Raw genomic sequence first — 20191 nt, forward strand, 5'->3', positions numbered from 1 at the left:
CAGCTAAATTTAGCGGGTTCCAACGGAACTGACCATCATTCATTTCACTAATTTTACCAATACCCGGAAATGGTAAATGTGCAAATGCAACGAAGGTTTGCTCTTGAGTAAAACGTTTAAAAATTGCTAAACGAGTTTCACTGGCTTTGACCGGATCGACATCAAAATCGACAGATAACTTGGGTTGTTCAAACTGTAAATGATACGAATGAACCACATCACCGAGGATAGCAAAACTTTTAGCTTGCGACTTTAAGATAAAAGAATAATGCCCTGGTGTATGCCCAACACTCGGTAGTACTTCTAATCCATTAATCACAGAACCAACGCTAAAAGTCTTAAAACTCCGCATGGTTTGATAAGGCGCAATCGCAGCTTTAATTTTCGCAACAGTTGCTAAATAACCTTCACGCTTTTCAGCAGCTAAAGTGTCGACGGTGCTTTCACTTAACCAATACTGACTTTCTTGTTCATTGACGTAGATCGTTGCATTTGGAAACACAGCCTTACCTTGTTTCGCAATGCCACATGCATGATCAGGATGTAAATGGGTTAAGAAAACACTGCGTACGCGATTAAGCTTATAGCCAGCTGCTTCAATATTTTGTGCAATAGATCCTAAGTTCGGACCAAAACAACTGGCTGCACCACTATCAACAAGACTGATGCCACCTTGTCCATCATCAATCAGATAGGCATTGACACTGGTTTGTATGCCTTTGCTCTGATCAACCGCAAGCTTTTGAAATAAGGCACTGACTTCTTCTGGAGTTAAATTTTGTTTAAATAAATCAGGACTTAATTCGAGTGTCCCATCTTTTAAAGCAATGACTTTATATGCACCCACTTGGAAAGGATAAAATCCCATGGGCTGTGTCACATTCGTTTTGATTTCCGTTTGAATAACTGCCGGCTCTGCACTGACAAACTGGCTGGTTAAAAGTGTTGCTGCAAGCACAGCAAAACTAAAGTTTTTCATTGTTGACCTATATCACTTTTATTATTTCATGCAATGAAGCAAAGGCTTCAAAATTAAAAATTTTAAACGCCTGTATTGTGCCTGAAATTCAGGCAAATTTTAAGTCTAATAATGAATAAACATAGCACTAACTTGATACAGGCTTATGTAAATCCCCTTAAATTTTTAGGCCCAATAAAATAAAAACTGAATGCAAGAAAACTTTAAGCTTGGCATGCTATATTTTCGCCAGTTTTTAAATCTATACGTCTGTACAGTGCTATGAGTGAAATTTCCCCGTTTAAAGGCAAATCTGGATTTAAACGAATTTTAAATGCAACGCAATATTCCCTCGACGGATTCAAAGCTGCTTATCAAAATGAAGCTGCATTTCGACAAATTGTCTGGATGAATATTGTGCTTATTCCTACCAGTTATTTTCTCGATGTGAGTCGTGCTGAACATGCCCTTATGGTAGTGGTGTGCTTATTTGCCTTGATAGTTGAGTTATTCAATTCTGCCATTGAAGCCGTTGTCGACCGCGTATCTTTAGACAAGCATCCACTTTCTAAAATTGCAAAAGATATGGGGAGTGCCGCTCAATTCGTTGCTTTAGCAATTATCTTTTTTACTTGGTTTATTATCCTTTTGCCTTAAATAAAGGCTGTCTCACTCTATTTGCAGGGTTATGCCCTGCTTTTTTTAATTCCTTATTTCTGTTTTTTAAGTAAAATTTACGCGTCCCTATGCACATCTACTGATCCATCGAAATAAGCCAAAAATTCAAACTATGAAATCATTGGCTTAAACAAGATTAGAGGGGGGAAAATAGATACACATTCATTGAGCAGACCGCTTCTTAAGGACGCTTTTACAAGAAAAGATAAAACCTATTTTTTCGGACTTTTAAGCTTGAACACGTTAAAATGCCTTTGAGAATTTTGTGCTACTTTGAAATGAACCATGACTTTGAGCACCACCAGCCTTCGTAAACAACTCCGTAAGCAGCGTCGTAGCCTAAACCTATGGGAGCAACGACAAGCTGAACAACAAGTCCTACAGCGCTTAATCAGACATAGTTATTTTAAGCGCAGTCAGCATATAGGCGTTTATTTACATGCATTTGGTGAAATTCACACTCAAAAGCTTATCCACTACTGTTTTTCGCATCAAAAACACGTGTATTTACCCATGATTTGCAACATGAATCAGCAACTGGTTTGGGTTGAAATCTCACGTCATCAATACATTAGTAAACGTTTTTCTCATCACCCACTCGGTATGAAAGAACCCATGGCAAGTCGTGGGAAGCATGTTTCTCATCTTGACCTTTTAATTATGCCCTTGCTCGCTTGCGACAAGTACGGCACACGTATTGGTATGGGGGGTGGCTTCTACGATAAAACATTAGCAACAGCCCACTCTACCCCCTACCGTTTAGGACTTGGTCATGATTTTCAACTCATTCAAGACTCTTTGGTCCGAGAGGCATGGGATCAACCGCTAGATGGCTTTATTAGCCCATCTCAAACTTTAAGCTTCAAACGTTAATTTGATATTCTTGACACTGAGTTACACTTATAAATCACATATTTAGTCATTTTTTATACATTTTAATTGGCATGACCCTTGTAATTTAAAAAATACACATCACTATAAAAAACATGGCAACACCGTTGTCACTCATTAGGAGTGCCCATGTCTGAGATTATTATGAATGAAGAAAGCTTGGAAACTACAATTCCGAGCGTATTACCGCTCTTAGCGCTACGAGATGTGGTTGTATATCCTCACATGCAAATTGCACTGTTTGTGGGTCGTGAAAAGTCGATCAATGCAGTCAATGTCGCACGTGACAGTGACAATCTTGTATTCGTAGTTGCACAAAAAGATTCGCTTACAGAAGAAATTGATCACGACAATTTATATCAATACGGTACTGTCGCGAAGATTGTGCAAGTTGTGAATCATGAGAATGATGAAAACTGTATAAAAGTACTGATTGAAGGCTTATATCGTGCCAAGTTAGAAAAAATTATCGATGCCGATGATTACCTGACTGCCGAGCATTCATTAAGCCCAATGACGGTTTCTGTTGACTCAGAAACTCAGAATAATCGTGTGGAAGAATTACGCACCTTATTTGCTCAATATGCAGAAGCAAAATTGCGTAACGCACGTGAATTGATTGCAGCAGCCAATAAAATTGATGATTTGCTACAATTATTATTCTTCGTAGCAACACGCGTGCCTTTGAATATTGATGTAAAACAAAAATTCTTAGAGCATGATGAATTTGAAGCACATTTAGCTGAGCTCATGACGTATTTATTACAACAGTCAGAAGAGCAGCAAATTGAGCAAACCTTACATGATTCTGTGAAACGCCAAATGGAAAAGAATCAGCGTGAATACTTCTTAAATGAAAAAATGAAGGTCATTCAACGCGAACTTTCTGATATGAATGGCGGTGGTGAGGATGACGTTGCAGAAATTGAAAAACGTCTAACTGAAGCCGATTTACCTGAACATGTACGTAAAAAAGCTGAAAATGAGTTCCGTAAGCTAAAAGCAATGCAACCTGCTTCGAGCGAAGCTGCTGTCGTGCGTAACTATCTAGAAGTTATTTTAGATACGCCTTGGAACAAAGCCAGCAAAGTCAGCATTAACCTTGCGAAAGCTCAAGACATTCTTGATGCCGATCACTATGGTTTAGACGACGTGAAAGACCGCATTGTGGAATACCTTGCTGTTCAATCACGTGTGAAAAAACTTCGCGGTCCAATTCTTTGCTTAGTTGGTCCCCCAGGTGTAGGTAAAACTTCACTCGGTGAATCTGTTGCCAAAGCAACTGGTCGTGAATTTGTCCGTATGGCGCTTGGCGGCGTGCGCGACGAAGCTGAAATCCGTGGTCACCGTCGTACATATATCGGTGCGATGCCGGGTAAAATTGTGCAGTCTTTGACTAAAGTTGGAGTAAAGAACCCACTGTTCTTACTCGATGAAATTGACAAAATGGCGCAAGACTATCGTGGCGACCCTGCTTCAGCATTGCTTGAAGTCCTAGATCCATCACAAAACAGCAAGTTCAATGATCACTACTTAGATCTTGATCTAGACCTTTCTGAAGTGATGTTCATCTGTACTGCAAACAGCATGAATATTCCAGAAGCTTTGCTTGACCGTATGGAAGTGATTCGTCTACCGGGTTACACCGAAGATGAAAAAGTGAATATTGCTGAACGTTACCTTGTTCCAAAAGCCATCAAGAACAATGGTCTACGTGCGAAAGAATTAACCGTTCACGAAGAAGCCATCCGCGATATCGTACAACGTTATACACGTGAAGCCGGTGTCCGTAGCTTAGAACGTGAAGTGTCTAAAATTGCACGTAAAGTGGTAAAAGAAGCAGTGAGCAAGAAAGCGAAAAATCTTCAAATTGAAGTGAATTCGAAAAATCTTCCTGACTACTTAGGTCCACACAAATTCGACTTCGGTATGGCCGAAGAAGAAGCTGAAGTGGGTCGTGTAAACGGCTTGGCGTGGACATCTGTTGGTGGTGAACTACTAACAATTGAAGTTGCAGCAGTGAAAGGTAAAGGCAAGTTCATTACCACCGGTTCTCTTGGCGATGTCATGAAAGAATCGATCACAACAGCGATGACCGTTGTACGTACCCGTGCAGATGAACTGGGTATTGAAGCGATTCGCTTTGAAGAAACAGATGTGCATGTGCATTTACCAGAAGGTGCAACACCGAAAGATGGTCCATCTGCTGGTTTAGCCCTAACTACCGCTCTTGTTTCAGCTTTTACAGGCATTGCAATTCGTCCAGATATCGCAATGACTGGTGAAACCAGTCTGGGTGGCCGTGCAATGCGCATTGGTGGTTTAAAAGAGAAACTTCTCGCTGCTCACCGTGGTGGCATTAAGCTTGTCTTTATCCCACAAGATAACGTTCGTGACTTGACTGAGATTCCAGACAATGTCAAAGAAGGTCTAGAAATTAAACCAGTGAAATCGATTGATGAGATTTTACCTCTAGCCTTAGTTGATATGCCTAAACCTCTTGCAAAGACACCGATTGTCAAAGCAACTGAAGGTGGAAAAGCTGCTCGTCACTAAGCGCTAGCAACTCGCAATAAAAGAAAAAAGCCCTGTTTCGACAGGGCTTTTTTTCATTCATGCTTTCAACTAAATATTCGAAAAATTTCATTCAAATCCTTCGCTATGACAAGACTCAAGACAACAGCTACAACTTTTGATTGGATTACTATTTCAAATTCGACATCAAGATTAAGAATAGTCAATAAGAAAGTCTTACAAAATTTGAATGCTATTACTTGAAATATCGCCCTCTATCCCACATATATAGTAGAGAGATATACGCGCTGTATGTTTCTTTATTGGTTCCAATCACGTCTAAAAGCGTGATGATCATTGGAACAAGATGGTCATCTACATCTCCAGGTAGATGACCTTTTATCGCAGTCCACAGGCTTTCGGGGCTGCGTTTTTTATGTCATGTTTTTAAAGACATGCTATTTCAAATTTAAAATGGTTTTAACTAAACCATTGATCACTTGAGCCATCTTGTCTAAGTTTAATTTATCCAGGGTATCTTGCTCGGTGTGATAGTGCTTATTACGATAAAATGCAGTATCGGTGATCATCATCGCCGGCATATCAAATTGCCAATAATTCATATGATCTGAAAAATCCACACCCTGAATAAATGACGGTGAAATTAAGCGTTCACATTGCAACTGCTTCAATGACTCCATCGCCGCACAATACGATGAGGTTAAGTCACGAGACTGAATGTTCCCCACCGATGCAATAAAATTCGTATGTGATGGATAAATCCACTTCAGCCCAACAGGATATTCTTGGGTGACTTTGGGATCAAAATAACCAATCATTTCTAGAATATACACACCTGAAATTTTATCCTTTTCCTTTGCTACCGATTTTGCATGGATAAAACTGCCCATCGACTCTGTTCTAAAATATGGCGGTTCTTCGAGGGTATAAAATACAAATTCAATATTTTGTTTTAAACGCGCTTTTTCAGCCGAAAGAATCCGAGCAGCTTCGAGTACACCTGCAACGCCGGAGGCATTATCATCAGCGCCATGCTGCTCCTCAAATACATCGTAATGCGCGCCAATGATCACTCGATTGCTATGCCCTGCATTTAAGGGACAGACCACATTACGGTATGGTTGGCTATTGACGGTATAGGTTTGAAAACGACAATTCACACCAAATAAACGCATCTGCTCACGAATCCAAGCAGACACGCGATTTAACTCTTGTATGTTCTTATAGTTACGATATTCAGCTTCATTACCAATAATTTGTTCTAAATAGACTTTTAAATTATCCGGTTCAGCGGTTCTAATATTGTTGGCATACGCCGAAAATGAACACCATGCAAAAATTGAAAGCATTGCTGCCTGCTTGAGCAAAAATAATTTACCGTCCTGCCATGTTTTTTTCATTGTTATTATTCCAATTTTCATCTTCGATCTAATCTGCTTATGCTGCGTATTTAAACAGCAAGCAGAACACGATTTCAATTGCAAATTGTGTCTGAACATACAAAGTGCAAGCGAACCGTTATAATGCTCTTTTGTATACTTTCAGGCGCTGTATGAAAATTCGTATTCTGACAATCGGTCAAAAAATGCCAGCATGGGTTCTGACGGGTTTTGAAGATTATTTCAAACGTATTCAGCCTTTTGTTCAAACGCAGATCATTGAACTGCCTATGGCCAAACGTGGCAAAAACGACTCAGAAGCCGACATTTTAAAATACCGTCAAATTGAAGGTGACAGCATTTTAAATGCCATGAAATCGACTGAAGTGCTGATCGCCTTAGAAGTCGGTGGTCGTGAGTTCAGTACCGAAAAACTAGCTGAAACCATGAAAGGCTGGATGCTTGAAGGCAATGATGTGGTTTTAGCCATTGGTGGGCCAGATGGACATTCTGAAGCAGTACGTAAAGCTGCAGCATGGCATTGGTCTTTATCTAAACTAACTTTGCCGCATCCACTGGTTCGTGTCATGCTCATCGAACAGCTATACCGTGCAATGAGTATTAATCATAATCACCCTTACCATCGTGCGGGTTAATCCGAACTGACATCCAGCGTATACAGCAATTACAGCGTTGCAACAATGAAACAAACCATTGAAATTATCCGAATTGTTACGCTGAATAATTTAGTGCATGATCATCATATTCCTTTAAACAACCAACGGCGACCGCGATGAATTTACAAACACTTCCAGGTTTATTTATTTCCCATGGCTCACCTATGCTTGCCATCAATCCTGAGCAAGTCGGTCCTGCGTTGGAACGTTTAAGCCTGAATCTTCCAAAACCTGAAGCCATTGTTATCATGTCAGCACATTGGGAAAGTAACACACTAGAAGTAAGTACCAGTGCCCGTCCTGAAACTTGGCATGACTTCCGTGGTTTCCCTGCGGAACTTTATGATATTCGTTATCCAGCACCGGGTAACCCAGAGCTTGCAGAAGAAATCCTTCATTTGCTTGCCAATGCAGGATTATCGGCACATGCCAACAGCACTCGTCCACGTGATCATGGCGTTTGGATGCCGTTGTTGCATATGTATCCTGATGCCGACATTCCTGTGATTGAAATATCACTGCCGATGACCATGTCTGCGCAAGAGATCTATAAAATTGGACAAACGCTTGCACCTTTACGTGACAAGCAAATCCTGTTGATTGGATCGGGCAGTATTACTCATAACTTACGTGAATTGGCTTGGGATGGTCGTGCCGCAGCCGTGCCTGAATGGGCGTCTACATTCCGTAATTTTGTGGTCAATAAGCTCACTCATCAAGATTTTGATGCAGTTCTCGATTGGCAAAATATCCCGTTTGTACAACGCAACCATCCGACCATTGAACATTTTGCACCCATCTTCTTTGCGATGGGTGCAGGCCCCCGCTTCTCTATTGTTCACAGTAGCTTTAGTATGGGTTCGCTGGGTATGGATATTTATCGTTTTGATTAAACGTGAATAAAACGAGATAGCTTGACTTATTCATAATTTATATTAATAAGTTAACAAATTATTATTTATGGATACATTTTGCTACTTATTTGAGCTGAATGTATTCATATTTTTTTAAAATGAATGGGTTATGCTACAGGCTGAAATTCACTTAGAACAGTTAGCGTAATGAAATTAAAATATTTAGCGATTGCCCTCTTCCCTTTAGCCCTTGCAGCATGTCAATCAAGCGATATCCAAAAAGCTGGAGATTTAGCCGTGAGCGTATTACAACAACAAAATGCTGATAAAACTTTAGCTTCATATCAATGGAGCACCACCACTGAAAATGCACCAAAACCTTTAGTTTTAAATTTTCTAGAAAATGGCACTTTGGGTATTTCAACCAGCTGTAATAGCATGTCAACCCAATGGAAAGTGGAACACAATACACTTGTAACAGGCAACATTGCATCTACCATGATGGCGTGTCCTGATAATGCGATGAAACAAGAAGGACTTGCATCTTCACTCTTTAGTGACCGTAAAGCACCTTTTGTTTTAAATACTACAGATCCACAAAATCCAACGTTAACCATTATCTCTGCAACAGGTGAGAAACTGGTGTTCACTGGAAAATTAACACCTGAAACCCAATATAACTCACAAGGCGAAACGATTTTCCTTGAAATCAGCCCTGAAACGAAACAATGCACAGGCGTTGCTCCACAAACTTGTTTGCAAGTGCGTGAAGTGAAGTACGATAAAAAAGGCCTAAAAACACAAGTTGATAAAGACTGGACCTTATTTTACGATCAAATTGAAGGCTTTAAGCACACTCCTGCAGAACGCCAAATTATTCGCGTAAAACGTTTTGAACGTAAAAACCCTGCTGCTGACCAATCAAAATATGCCTATATTTTTGATATGTCAGTCGAACGTGAAGCCGTAAAAGGTACCTTGTAAGTTACAGCCGATAAAAAACCGAGGTCATCGCCTCGGTTTTTTATATCTACACAACCGCAAACGCTAATCAGCCGTGCAAAGTTTTCAAATCACAATGTGCTGTTCAGCCAATGCTTTCGCGATGTGAACCTAAAGTTACTACAAAGCCCCAATGCCCTGCCTGAATTCATCGTGATGAATCACAATCAACAGACCTATATTTTTAAAGGCATACAGTGAATTACTGATTTACGCGATTTTGAAGCAGAACAATTAACTCAAAAGACGTGGGTTCTCGTAGAGAATAATGCTCTAACCTCCCAAACCACACTCACATTCAACAATGCCCCTGTGACATTTTTTAGCAGCTGTAATCACATTGGCCGCAATTATGATGTAGAAAAGCATACTTTGCGTTTTATAGGAGATGTTGGGAGTACTCTGAAGTTCCGCCCACAGTTACATCAGCTAGGGCTTCATATTAAAAGTTTGCTCAGCCAGCCCTTAAATTTTCACTTCAGTGTTATGGATAGCGAAATCCAACTTCCCCTGATGAGCACTAATTAACAATCCAATATATTCCAAACCATTAAGCTATAAAAAAACCGAGGCAGAAGCCTCGGTTTTCAGTTCAACTTACGGAGAACTTAGTAAACGCCTTGAGCAAGCATTGCGTCAGCAACTTTTACGAAGCCTGCAATGTTCGCACCGTTTACATAGTTCACAGTACCATCTTCTTCAGTACCGTATTTCACGCAGTTGCGGTGAATTTCTTTCATGATCGCGTGTAGACGCTCGTCAACTTCTTCGAAAGTCCAACCCAAACGAATTGCGTTTTGAGACATTTCAAGACCAGAAGTTGCAACACCACCTGCATTTGAAGCTTTACCTGGTGCATAAAGAATTTTCGCTTCAACGAATTTCTCAACTGCAGCCAAAGTAGATGGCATATTTGCGCCTTCAGCAACACAGATTACGCCATTAGCAAGAAGAGCTTCAGCATCAGCTTCATCTAATTCATTTTGAGTTGCACATGGCAGTGCGATATCACATTTGATTGACCAAGGGCGTTGACCTTCTAAATATTCAAAACCGTGCTTAGATGCAAATTCAGAAATACGGCCACGCTTAACGTTTTTCAATTCCATTACTTCAGCAAGAAGTTCAGTTGTGAAACCGTCTTTCACGTATACAGTACCAGCTGAGTCAGAAAGTGAAACCACTTTCGCACCTAAGTACATTGCTTTTTCAGCAGCGTATTGTGCAACGTTACCAGAACCCGAAATCGTTACAACTTTATCTTTAAAGCTATCGCCACGAGTTTTTAGCATTTCCTCAGCGAAATACACAGTACCGTAACCAGTTGCTTCAGGACGCGCAAGTGAACCACCGAAAGTTAAACCTTTACCAGTGAACACACATGCTGTGTCATTGCTTAATTTTTTCATCATACCAGCCATGTAGCCAACTTCACGGCCACCTACACCGATGTCACCCGCAGGGATGTCAGTGTTAGAACCAAGATGACGGTATAACTCGATCATTAATGCTTGACAGAAACGCATAATTTCGCCTTCAGATTTACCTTTAGGGTCAAAATCTGAACCACCTTTACCACCACCCATAGGAAGTGTAGTTAAGGCATTTTTGAAAGTTTGTTCAAAACCTAAGAATTTAAGAATTGAAAGGTTCACTGATGGGTGGAAACGCATACCACCTTTGAATGGACCAATTGCTGAGTTGTATTGAACACGGAAAGCACGGTTAACTTGAGTTTGACCTTTGTCATCTACCCATGAAACACGGAACTGAATTGCACGCTCAGGCTCAACAAGACGTTCTAGCAAACCGTAGTCAGCATATTGTGGGTTCTTTTCGATGAATGGCCAAAGGCTCGTCATCACTTCTTCAACAGCTTGAAGAAATTCAGGTTGATGTTCATCACGTGTTTTAACGTAGTCTAGGAAGTCGTTAAGGCTGTTATATTTCAACACTTAATCCTCAGCAGATGTATGGATCAAAATTGATCACAATTTTGATCAAAGATATATTTTGGCGCAAAATATTAAATATCTTTTGTAACTAATCAGCAATAGTTTTTTTAAAAAATCTTTAAATTCTTTAAAGAACAGCGATTTAAATTGATTAATCAGATATTTTAGTTATAAATATTATTACTTTTAGGAATATTTTAATGAATTATTTTGCTCATTTATGATGCATCTATAGACCCATTTTTGCGCACAGCAATTCATACTGAAACATGCTAGAATTCAACGTCCTCTTTGGTTTTTCTCTGCCTTCATTTGTACTCGCGACTACCCATGACTTCTGAAATTTCCCTCATCCAACAAATTGATGCCCTATTGCCACAAACTCAATGTGGACTTTGTGGACACCGAGACGGCTGCTTACCCTATGCCAAAGCCATCAGTGAAGGAGAGGAAGCCAATAAATGTATACCCGGTGGTCAACCTGTGGCAGATTCACTAGCAGCGTTATTAAATCGTCCACACTTAACAGCAGAAGCCAGCGTTTGGCCAATCCAAAGTGATGGACGCCCGCAACGGGTTAAAGCTGTGATTCGTGAGGATGAATGTATTGGTTGTACCAAATGTATCAGTGCCTGCCCTGTCGATGCCATTATTGGCTCAGGCAAATTGATGCATACGGTCTTGACGGATTTATGTACGGGCTGCGAACTCTGCATCCCACCGTGTCCAGTGGATTGTATCGACCTAGTCGAAGAGCTTGATCATGTGCCATCTGAACCTGTTCGAATCGCAGAACAGAATGATTTACGTCGCCGCTACTATGCACATATTCAACGTGAGGAAAAACGCCGAATTCATCGTAAAGGCCCTATTGTACGCGCAGAAATTGATACGGAACTTTTTGCCCAATTTTCGACCCAGACAGACTTGGTACCGGTCATTGAAGTCGTGGAAAAACCTGCTACGCCAGTCGTTCAACTCGATGCAAAAACCACCATTGAACTTGCAAAAATTCGTACACAAATTAAGAAATTAGAAAAACAACTGAGTGTTCGAGAAGATGCAAAAAAACGTGAATTACTCCATACACTAACGCTACAACTAACACAACTGCAAGGGGCTTAATCATGGCTGTTAAAAACATGACTAAGAAGCAAATTCAAACTTTTTTTGAACGCTTACGTGAGCAACGCCCCAACCCGAAAACCGAACTCAATTATAGTAGTCCATTTGAACTTTTGGTGGCTGTTACCCTATCGGCACAGGCCACAGATGTCAGTGTCAACAAAGCCACAGACAAGCTTTTTCCAGTGGCAAACACTCCTGAAGCTATCTATGCGCTAGGTGTTGACGGACTGAAGGAATATATCAAGACCATTGGCCTGTATAACTCTAAAGCGGAAAATGTCATCAAAGCCTGCAAGATTCTGATTGAGAAGCATAACAGTATCGTTCCGAATAATCGTGCAGATTTGGAAGCCTTACCCGGTGTCGGTCGTAAAACTGCAAATGTGGTGCTGAATACTGCTTTTGGACAACCAACTATGGCAGTCGATACGCATATTTTTCGTTTAGGGAATCGAACAGGATTGGCTGTCGGCAAAAATGTTCTGGAAGTAGAACACCGACTCGTCAAAGTCATCCCCAAAGAGTTTATTGTTGATTCACATCATTGGTTGATTCTGCATGGGCGTTATACCTGTATTGCCCGCAAACCCAAATGCAATGAATGTATCGTGTCTGATGTATGTAATTGGAATGATAAGTATGAGTTTGGTGCAGTGAAAGAGTTAAATCTTAAGAAGCAATGATGAAAAAATATGTTGAGCTTTTTACTAATAGCAATATTTCGAAGTGCGTTCCTAGTAGCGATTAAAAGCATCTTTAAATCAATTTAGCTAGATTAAATGAAGAATTTCTGCCTACTAAATCAGAGTAGCCTTTCAAATAGAACTATATTGCTCCCTTGTCTGACAAAATGCGCATATTATGGGCAGCATCCTGATGCCCTTGACTTGCTGCTCGTTGGTACCAATATATAGCCTGCGCATTGCTCTGTTCTACATGAATCCCCTGCTCATAAAAAACACCAAGATTATACTCAGCTTCCGCATTCCGATATTCAGATGCTTTGATAGAATATTCGTATGCCTGTTCATATTTCCCTTGTTCGACATATAATTTTGATAATCCTTCGTAAGCCTTGCTTGGATCATCAGCTACTCCCTGAAGATACCACTTTTCAGCTTCCGCATTTCTTTTCTGTTTTCGGTACAAAGTACCTAAGTTATTTTTAGCATTTTGCTCATTTAACAGGCTTGCCTGCATGAAGTATTTTTCTGCTTTTATAAAGTCTTGATCTCGTCCTGCTCCATTCATATAAATCATACCCAATATGTTGATTGCTTCAGCATCTCCTTGTTGTGCAGCAAAATTTAATAAATTAAAAGCCTGCACATAATCTTTTTGAATATTTTTCTGGCCTGTAAAATACAAAAAACCCATACCCGCTATTTTCTCTGTCGATGTTAAATTCTTATCATATACAATTTTACATAACGGATTGCTTTCAACTAATACAGGACATTGCTGTTTTAAAATCTCTGCTTCTGTTTGTACGTCACTCTTACAGGCAATAAGGCATACATTTATAAGAAATAACAAGCAGGTATGTCTATTCAAATACTCCATTATCTAATTCTCATAATCTGAAAAAATCTTATTTATTTAGACATTTTTATTTGGTGTCTTTGTTTTCTAACTCTTTTTTTAACTTTTCCAAGCGTTTTTTTTCTTCTTCAACTTGCGGATGTACCTGATACTTTTCAGATACATGTACAAATTTACGCATTTCACGGCGTTCAGCCAACTCTTCCACTTGCACCTTACGCAACATTTTAAAGCTGACAAATAATAAGCCCAATAACACCGCCACAGCGATGATGACCATTATAACCAAAGCAAATTTCATAACAGATTCGCCCTAAAAGCCACATAAAAAAAGAGCCCCACTATGCAGTAGGACTCTTTGATTGTCAAAAATTCAAAAAAGTTGAATTATTTAGACTGATCTAAAATCGCGAACAAATCAGTTTGAACTTGATCGATTGGACGAAGACCATTTAATTTGTCATAAGTCGGTGCGTTTTCGCCAGAAGCTGCACGACCTTGGTAGAAACCAACCAATTGCTCAGTTTCAGCGTGGTAAGAACCTAAACGCTTACGAATTGTTGCTTCTTGGTCATCAGGACGTTGAACAAGATCTTCACCAGTTTCGTCATCTTTACCTTCCACTTTTGGCGGGTTGTAAACGGTGTGATATACACGACCAGATGCTGGGTGTTGACGACGACCAGATAAACGTTGAACGATTTCTTCGTCAGGTACATCGATTTCAATTACGTGATCGATGCTGATACCTTCGTTTTCAAGCGCTTCAGCTTGTGGAATCGTACGTGGGAAACCGTCAAAAATGCAGCCGTTGACACAGTCAGGTTGAGCAATGCGTTCTTTAACAAGACCAATAATAAGCTCATCAGATACAAGGCCGCCATTGTCCATGACGCTTTTAGCTTGTAGACCTAATTCAGTACCTTCACGAATCGCAGCACGGAGCATATCACCGGTTGAAATTTGTGGGATATCGTAGCGCTTACAGATCAACTGAGCTTGTGTACCTTTACCTGCTCCAGGTGGTCCGAGTAATATAATGCGCATAAAAAAACATCCTCATTTTAAACATTGTATATGACGCTATGTAGTGATCTGAACCCAAGATTCAGATCGTCTTCCAGCATCTAATTATAAGAAAGCCACAAACAAATGTATTGTACCCGCGATAAAACCGGTTACACCACCCAAGACAATTAAAATCCATTCGTCTTCCTGAAATGCAGGACGTAATAGATTTTGAAATTCTTTCGGTGTTAGCTCACGAATACGGTCTCTAAACATTTGAAAGATTTTCTGTGCACGGCTCGCATTAAACGCAGGGTCGCATACAGGCACCATCGTAATTTCAATTGAGCGATCGATCAAGTCTGTCTTGAGTTTTGCGTACTCTTTTGGACCTAAAGACAACTGTAATGAGGTACGAACCAGTGGAGATTCCATAATTTCATTAATATGACGTTTCACAATGCGACGAGTCTTATCTTTCTTCCCGCCATACATCATTTCGGTCATGATAGATTTTAACGTAATTAGGTCTTCTGTGACTACACTTGCGAATACATCTGAAACTTCTTCTTGGCGTTTCATAAATGCCCCTTGAACATTGTACGTTCCAATACGTGGAATCACAGGTTTAATCCAAGGGAATTTACGATCTTTAGTTAATTCAAATAATTGCAAATACTTAACAGGGTGCGGCTCTATTGGATTAAATACCATCCAGATGGCAATCCAGTTGGTCAAAAAGCCCCAGATTGCGGCCCAAAATGGAACCGTCCAATGCCATGGCACCACAAACCAAACGATCATTTGGAAGATACCAAAGAACATCCCAATCAAGGCACTAATATGCCAAATAAAGTTGATTTCTTTCTGGCCAACTTTAAGGAACATCCGCACCATCAAGAGACGATCCGCTTCCATTTGACTCACCACCATTTCTCGCATGTCAACAAGTGACTCTACGTTCATGGTCAGTTCGGTCACGAGTTCTTTTAAGGTATTTGGCAGCTGTTTGTGTGCTTGGGCATAAATACGACGTTTAATCGAATACGGTAGGTTTTCCCAAAGCACCGCATTTCGGTCTAGCATGACTTCATCAATCAAATGTTCAAGCTCAAAGCCAACTTGTTCACCAATGATGCGCGCCATGTCCTCAGGATCCATTGCTTCCAAAAACTCACGCAAGGAACCCAATTTAGACAATGTATTATCCGTAATAATGCCAGAAATACGTCCAGCTTTTCTTGGCACAATCCCCTGCCATCCCACGGGTAATCGACCTAAATGGAATCCCCAGAAAGTAATCGGGTAAAACACCATTTTCAGTGCCATCCAAACGTGTGCCCAGGTAACGAATGCGGTAACGGGGATAATACTCAGCACAGCCCAAAAATCGGGACGTTGCAAAAAGGTTTGCCACAATTCGTTAACGTACTCAAGCATGCATAACTTCCATATTTAATTTTATTCAGTGAGTGCGGTTATAAAATAAAGTTGATTATTTTCACTACAAACCAAAACTTAAAGTATATGAGATTTGTAGTCTCGGTTCGGTTTCCACAATCACATTACCTGATTTGTCTTCTAATTTTTCACCCGCCCCCAAGCCTACACTAAACGTACTAATACGCTCGGCACTCAACATCACATAAGCAAGATCGATACCACCACCTAAACGCGCTTCATCTTCACCATCTACTTTCTTAGAGTCGATGTGGCCCGCATAAGCTCCGATATAATAACCATTTTTATCTTTGCCAGTGAAATGAACTGGGTAACGAAAGCCGACTTGCCCACCAGGTGTTTTATCATCGTTCAAGAAAACACCAGCTTTTGCATAGGCAATGCCATATGGGTTTACCCACTCACCATTCACGTGAATAATTTTTTGAGTAAAACCTGCTCCAACATTCCATGGTTGATAACCCTTACCTGTTAACTTTGCCTCAGGTAAAAATGAATTGTCATTGGCATGTGCGATGCTTCCGAGCATCATAAATGCAAGCAATGGATATAATTTATTCATTGTTTTCACAAACTTCCTTAGTATTATTTTTTGGAATATTCCTTTTTTATACGTTTCGACTTTAGCAGAATAATATGAACTGTTATACACAAAGCCCCATATTTTTCATGTCTGCAAAGTCAAAATATAGACTGCAATCACAGCAGAGTCGTTTTTATTTATCAAAAAAATGTCAGTTGCGCTAGAATATGCCTCTTCCGTTATTTTAGCTCTCAGTCTTTAAGTCGATCGCGTATGAAGCAGCATTATCCTTTAAAAAATGTCCAGCAAGAAAAGCGGATTTATCGTAATCGCGTGGTGATTTCGATAGGGATTGTCTCCTTCTTTATGCTGTTGCTTGTGGCACGATATGCATATTTGCAAATCAAAAGTTATGAGACCTTTTCGACTGCTGCCGATCAAAACCGAATTCGATTGCAACCGCTTGCACCTTCTCGTGGTTATATCTATGACCGTAATGGTGTGTTATTAGCGGATAATTATCCGGTTTTCTCAGCAACCATGAGCCGTGCGGATGTTGAAGACATTGATGATACGGTAGAGCGCCTAACGCCTCTGTTAGAACTGACTGATGAAGACATCGAACGTTTCAAAAGTCGGATTAAAACCTCTAAAAAGACTGAACGCGTTTCGATTAAACTGAATTTAAATGAAAATGATATCGCCCGTTTTAGTGAGGTGAAATATCAATTCCCGGGTGTCAATATAGAGACCCAAATGACTCGCTACTATCCACATGGTGAACTGTTTGCCCATGTGATTGGCTACGTAGGTCGTATTAATGACAAAGAACTAAAAACGATTGATAAAGATTTATACGCTGGCTCAAACCTGATCGGTAAAATTGGCGTTGAAAAATCATACGAAGAACTTTTACATGGTATGCCGGGAAATGAGTCGGTTGAAGCCGATGCCTTTGGTAATGTGTTACGACATCTAGGTCGTAAAGATCCGATTCGTGGTAATGACTTATATTTATCCCTAGATTATGGACTACAAATGGTCGCTTCAGAGCAGCTTGCAGATCGACGTGGTGCAATTGTGGCGATTGACCCACGTACTGGGGAAATTCTTGCTCTTGTGTCCAGTCCTAGTTTTAACCCTAACTTATTTGTTACTGGCATTAGCAGCAAAGATTATTCTGAACTACGTGATAGCCTCGATCAGCCATTATATAACCGTGCTGTGCAAGGGGCTTATCCACCGGGTTCAACGATCAAACCGATGTTTGGTTTAGGTGGTATTCATTATGGTCTAGTGGATTGGAGTACAGCCATTTCCGATCCGGGCTATTTCACGCTTCCGGGTGACAGCCATCGTTTCCGTGACCACAAAAAAACTGGTCATGGCTCAGTTAATTTACACAAAGCTCAAGTCATTTCCTGCGATACCTATTTCTATGTCTTGTCCTATCGTATGGGCATTGAAAAAATGAATACTTGGATGCGTCAGTTTGGCTTCGGTGAAAAAACCGGTGTAGATTTACCAAGTGAAAGTACGGGGCTATATCCAAATCCTGAATGGAAGCTCCGCACACGGAAGTCCAATTGGCTTAAAGGTGAAACCATTTCTGTCAGTATTGGTCAAGGTGCATTTACAGCAACACCATTACAACTGGCGATGGCGACTGCCATTACCGCTAATCAAGGCTCTCATGTTACACCTCACGTTTTGCGTGAAAGTAAAGGCTCTAAAGTCCACAAAGTCCATAACGCCCCGAATGGTCGCATTCAATTTAATGGTAAGCCAGATGATTGGATCAAAATGCGTGATGCCATGATTGATGTGGTTCAAACAGGGACCGGTCGTGGTATTCGTACCCCAATGTATCAAATAGCAGGTAAAACAGGCACCGCACAGGTTAAAAGTATTGCCCAAGGTAAACGCTATAACGAATCTTTATTGACAGAGCGTCAGCTTGACCATGGTTTATTTGTTGGTTTTGCCCCTGCGGAAAAACCTGAAATTGCGATTGCCGTCGTTTGGGAAAATGGTCGTCACGGTGGTTCTGCTGCTCAAATTGCGAAACCGATGTTTGATTACTGGTTATTAACACGTAAAAAGAATCCAATTCGTCCTGCTAGCCATCAAATTAGCGGTGGTCTCATGACTGCGGGTCTAAAACCGAGTGAGTTACCAAACGGCTCGAATATTTTATCAGCCGATCCAAATGCGAGCCCAACAGCTCAGCAGAACAACAGTGCAACTCAACAATCGAATACTGCAAATACCCCACCTCGTGCTGCCAGTGCAGCACATGCAACCGATGAGGAATAATTCATGAAAAATCAATTAAGAATCATTGGGGGTGAATGGAAACGACGTCAACTGCCTTTTGCCAGTATTGACGGTCTACGCCCTACACCTGACCGTGTCCGCGAGACATTATTTAACTGGCTCATGTGGGATGTTCAAAATGCCAAAGTCCTCGACCTCTGTACAGGTTCAGGGGCATTATCGTTTGAAGCACTCTCACGTGGTGCAGCAGAAGCCGTTTTAATTGAACCTGATCGCACCCAAGCGAAGTTTCTCATGGACAATTTAGAACTCTTAAGGGTGAGCAAACAACGTGTGCAACTCAAAAACATGACGGCACAACAAGCCATTCCTAACTTGAAAGATCAATTTGATCTGATTTTCTTAGATCCCCCTTATAGTCTTGATTTATGGCAAGAACTTGCTGAATTGGTCGATCCGTGCATTGCAGACAATGGTTTAATTTATATCGAAGCTGACCGTGATCTTGCTCAGTTAAAGCTCCCGAGCAGTTGGCAGCAAATCAAACAAACCAAAGCAGGTACGGTACGTGCAGGCTTATATAAAAAGGCTTAATGTAAATGCACACAAAAAAGGACGTTAATGCGTCCTTTTTTATTACTTGAAAATCATTAAACCTGTGGTCGAAGTGGACGCTGGCTGTTAAATCCACCCGGGGTTTTAGCTTTATCCACGGGCGTTACTTTAGGACGTTGTTGCTGTGGTTTTTGCTGCTGGGGCTTGCTTGTATTGGGTTTAGCTGGCGTCTGAGGCTTTGCGCTTGGACGATGCACATTTGACGGATGCTGAGATGAAGGATTCTGTACATTCGGTTTATGCGCATTTGGTTTATGCACATTCGGTTTATGAGTATCGTCTGGACGGTTATTCGAATTCGATCGTGGTGAGTTTGGTCGATGTTGCGGGCTATTCACTCGACTATATGAACGGTCATAACGCTGACTTGAGTCATAGCGCTGTCCGTATGACCCCCCATATTGACCTGAATAACCATATTGATTTGCATAGCCATATTGATTCGAATGGTATCGGCCATCATCAAATGGCGCCACGACACACCCTGTAAATGTAACTGCAACTACAGATAGCAAAGCAACTTGTTTAAGCATGTGTAGCACTCCTCTTTGATGAAGAGCATTTTCACTTATCGAAATGAATTCAATCGGAAGTCTGTGTACATCTGCTGTATTTAAACATTCATGTTTTATTCATCATTTGACATCCAATTTTGCTACATTTGTTCAGTCAGCCACATTTATATAGAAAAATTCACTACAATAGCGC

The 20191-nt window shown here is 40.7% G+C and carries 20 protein-coding genes; 11 read left to right on the forward strand and 9 right to left on the reverse strand.

From position 1 onward, the window contains the following. Positions 1-979: MBL fold metallo-hydrolase (locus FTU79_RS05105; protein ID WP_218945405.1), on the reverse strand; the 979-nt coding region annotated here is incomplete at its 3' end. A 261-nt stretch (positions 980-1240) separates the two neighbouring features. Here FTU79_RS05105 and FTU79_RS05110 point away from each other — a divergent pair. The 3 genes from FTU79_RS05110 to lon all read left to right on the forward strand — a co-directional run bounded on the left by FTU79_RS05110 (position 1241) and on the right by lon (position 5083). Further along, positions 1241-1615 carry a diacylglycerol kinase gene (locus FTU79_RS05110; RefSeq protein ID WP_168378310.1) on the forward strand — a complete coding sequence of 125 codons (375 nt, stop codon included), beginning with the start codon at positions 1241-1243 and terminating at the stop codon, positions 1613-1615. Between the two features lie 306 nt (positions 1616-1921). Then, positions 1922-2509, forward strand: coding sequence for a 5-formyltetrahydrofolate cyclo-ligase (locus FTU79_RS05115; protein WP_180026669.1), 588 nt, complete (start codon positions 1922-1924; stop codon positions 2507-2509). 147 nt (positions 2510-2656) lie between these two features. Beyond that, on the forward strand, positions 2657-5083 hold the full coding sequence (lon, locus tag FTU79_RS05120) for an endopeptidase La (RefSeq protein WP_180049086.1): 2427 nt from the start codon (positions 2657-2659) through the stop codon (positions 5081-5083). A gap of 416 nt (positions 5084-5499) precedes the next feature. Here lon and FTU79_RS05125 read toward each other — a convergent pair whose 3' ends face one another. Further along, entirely contained in the window at positions 5500-6411 is a 912-nt protein-coding gene (locus tag FTU79_RS05125) for a M20/M25/M40 family metallo-hydrolase (RefSeq protein ID WP_180049145.1), read from the reverse strand. A gap of 203 nt (positions 6412-6614) precedes the next feature. Between FTU79_RS05125 and rlmH the strand changes: the two genes are divergently transcribed. From rlmH to FTU79_RS16725, 4 genes are all read left to right on the forward strand, one after another. After that, positions 6615-7097, forward strand: a complete 483-nt coding sequence (gene rlmH, locus FTU79_RS05130) for a 23S rRNA (pseudouridine(1915)-N(3))-methyltransferase RlmH (protein WP_180026667.1) — start codon at positions 6615-6617, stop codon at positions 7095-7097. Between the two features lie 137 nt (positions 7098-7234). Continuing rightward, on the forward strand, positions 7235-8011 hold the full coding sequence (locus FTU79_RS05135) for a dioxygenase (protein WP_180049088.1): 777 nt from the start codon (positions 7235-7237) through the stop codon (positions 8009-8011). A gap of 168 nt (positions 8012-8179) precedes the next feature. After that, positions 8180-8956 (forward strand): META and DUF4377 domain-containing protein, encoded by a 777-nt coding sequence (locus FTU79_RS05140; protein WP_180007492.1) that lies wholly within the window; start codon positions 8180-8182, stop codon positions 8954-8956. A 219-nt stretch (positions 8957-9175) separates the two neighbouring features. Next, a complete protein-coding gene (locus FTU79_RS16725; RefSeq protein WP_180007500.1) occupies positions 9176-9502 on the forward strand; it encodes an META domain-containing protein in 327 nt (108 codons plus the stop codon). An 80-nt stretch (positions 9503-9582) separates the two neighbouring features. On the opposite strand, the gene gdhA is transcribed toward FTU79_RS16725, so the two are convergent. Continuing rightward, positions 9583-10929: an NADP-specific glutamate dehydrogenase gene (gene gdhA, locus FTU79_RS05150; RefSeq protein WP_227591817.1), complete on the reverse strand. Its 1347-nt coding sequence runs from the start codon at positions 10927-10929 to the stop codon at positions 9583-9585. 330 nt (positions 10930-11259) lie between these two features. On the opposite strand from gdhA, the gene FTU79_RS05155 reads away from it, so the two are divergent. Both FTU79_RS05155 and nth read left to right on the forward strand, forming a co-directional pair. Beyond that, positions 11260-12054, forward strand: a complete 795-nt coding sequence (locus FTU79_RS05155; protein WP_180011837.1) for an RnfABCDGE type electron transport complex subunit B — start codon at positions 11260-11262, stop codon at positions 12052-12054. A gap of 2 nt (positions 12055-12056) precedes the next feature. Beyond that, positions 12057-12740: an endonuclease III gene (gene nth / locus FTU79_RS05160; RefSeq protein ID WP_180011839.1), complete on the forward strand. Its 684-nt coding sequence runs from the start codon at positions 12057-12059 to the stop codon at positions 12738-12740. Positions 12741-12882: 142 nt separating this feature from the next. Here nth and FTU79_RS05165 read toward each other — a convergent pair whose 3' ends face one another. The 5 genes from FTU79_RS05165 to FTU79_RS05185 form a co-directional block, all read right to left on the reverse strand. Continuing rightward, positions 12883-13620 (reverse strand): tetratricopeptide repeat protein, encoded by a 738-nt coding sequence (locus FTU79_RS05165; RefSeq protein ID WP_180011841.1) that lies wholly within the window; start codon positions 13618-13620, stop codon positions 12883-12885. Between the two features lie 46 nt (positions 13621-13666). Then, complete coding sequence (locus tag FTU79_RS05170; RefSeq protein WP_180011843.1) at positions 13667-13900, reverse strand: hypothetical protein; 234 nt, start codon at positions 13898-13900, stop codon at positions 13667-13669. Positions 13901-13986: 86 nt separating this feature from the next. Next, positions 13987-14646, reverse strand: coding sequence for an adenylate kinase (adk, locus tag FTU79_RS05175; RefSeq protein ID WP_078189866.1), 660 nt, complete (start codon positions 14644-14646; stop codon positions 13987-13989). A gap of 84 nt (positions 14647-14730) precedes the next feature. After that, positions 14731-16047 (reverse strand): hypothetical protein, encoded by a 1317-nt coding sequence (locus tag FTU79_RS05180; protein WP_218945407.1) that lies wholly within the window; start codon positions 16045-16047, stop codon positions 14731-14733. Between the two features lie 64 nt (positions 16048-16111). After that, positions 16112-16630, reverse strand: a complete 519-nt coding sequence (locus FTU79_RS05185) for a hypothetical protein (RefSeq protein ID WP_078192958.1) — start codon at positions 16628-16630, stop codon at positions 16112-16114. 234 nt (positions 16631-16864) lie between these two features. On the opposite strand from FTU79_RS05185, the gene mrdA reads away from it, so the two are divergent. Further along, positions 16865-18907, forward strand: a complete 2043-nt coding sequence (gene mrdA, locus FTU79_RS05190) for a penicillin-binding protein 2 (RefSeq protein WP_180049090.1) — start codon at positions 16865-16867, stop codon at positions 18905-18907. 3 nt (positions 18908-18910) lie between these two features. Continuing rightward, a complete protein-coding gene (rsmD, locus tag FTU79_RS05195; protein WP_168378319.1) occupies positions 18911-19462 on the forward strand; it encodes a 16S rRNA (guanine(966)-N(2))-methyltransferase RsmD in 552 nt (183 codons plus the stop codon). A gap of 56 nt (positions 19463-19518) precedes the next feature. Here rsmD and FTU79_RS05200 read toward each other — a convergent pair whose 3' ends face one another. Next, positions 19519-20016, reverse strand: coding sequence for a hypothetical protein (locus FTU79_RS05200; protein WP_180049092.1), 498 nt, complete (start codon positions 20014-20016; stop codon positions 19519-19521). Positions 20017-20191: the final 175 nt, after the last annotated feature.

The organism is Acinetobacter sp. YH12144 (assembly GCF_013418345.1).
Classification (GTDB): domain Bacteria; phylum Pseudomonadota; class Gammaproteobacteria; order Pseudomonadales; family Moraxellaceae; genus Acinetobacter; species Acinetobacter amyesii.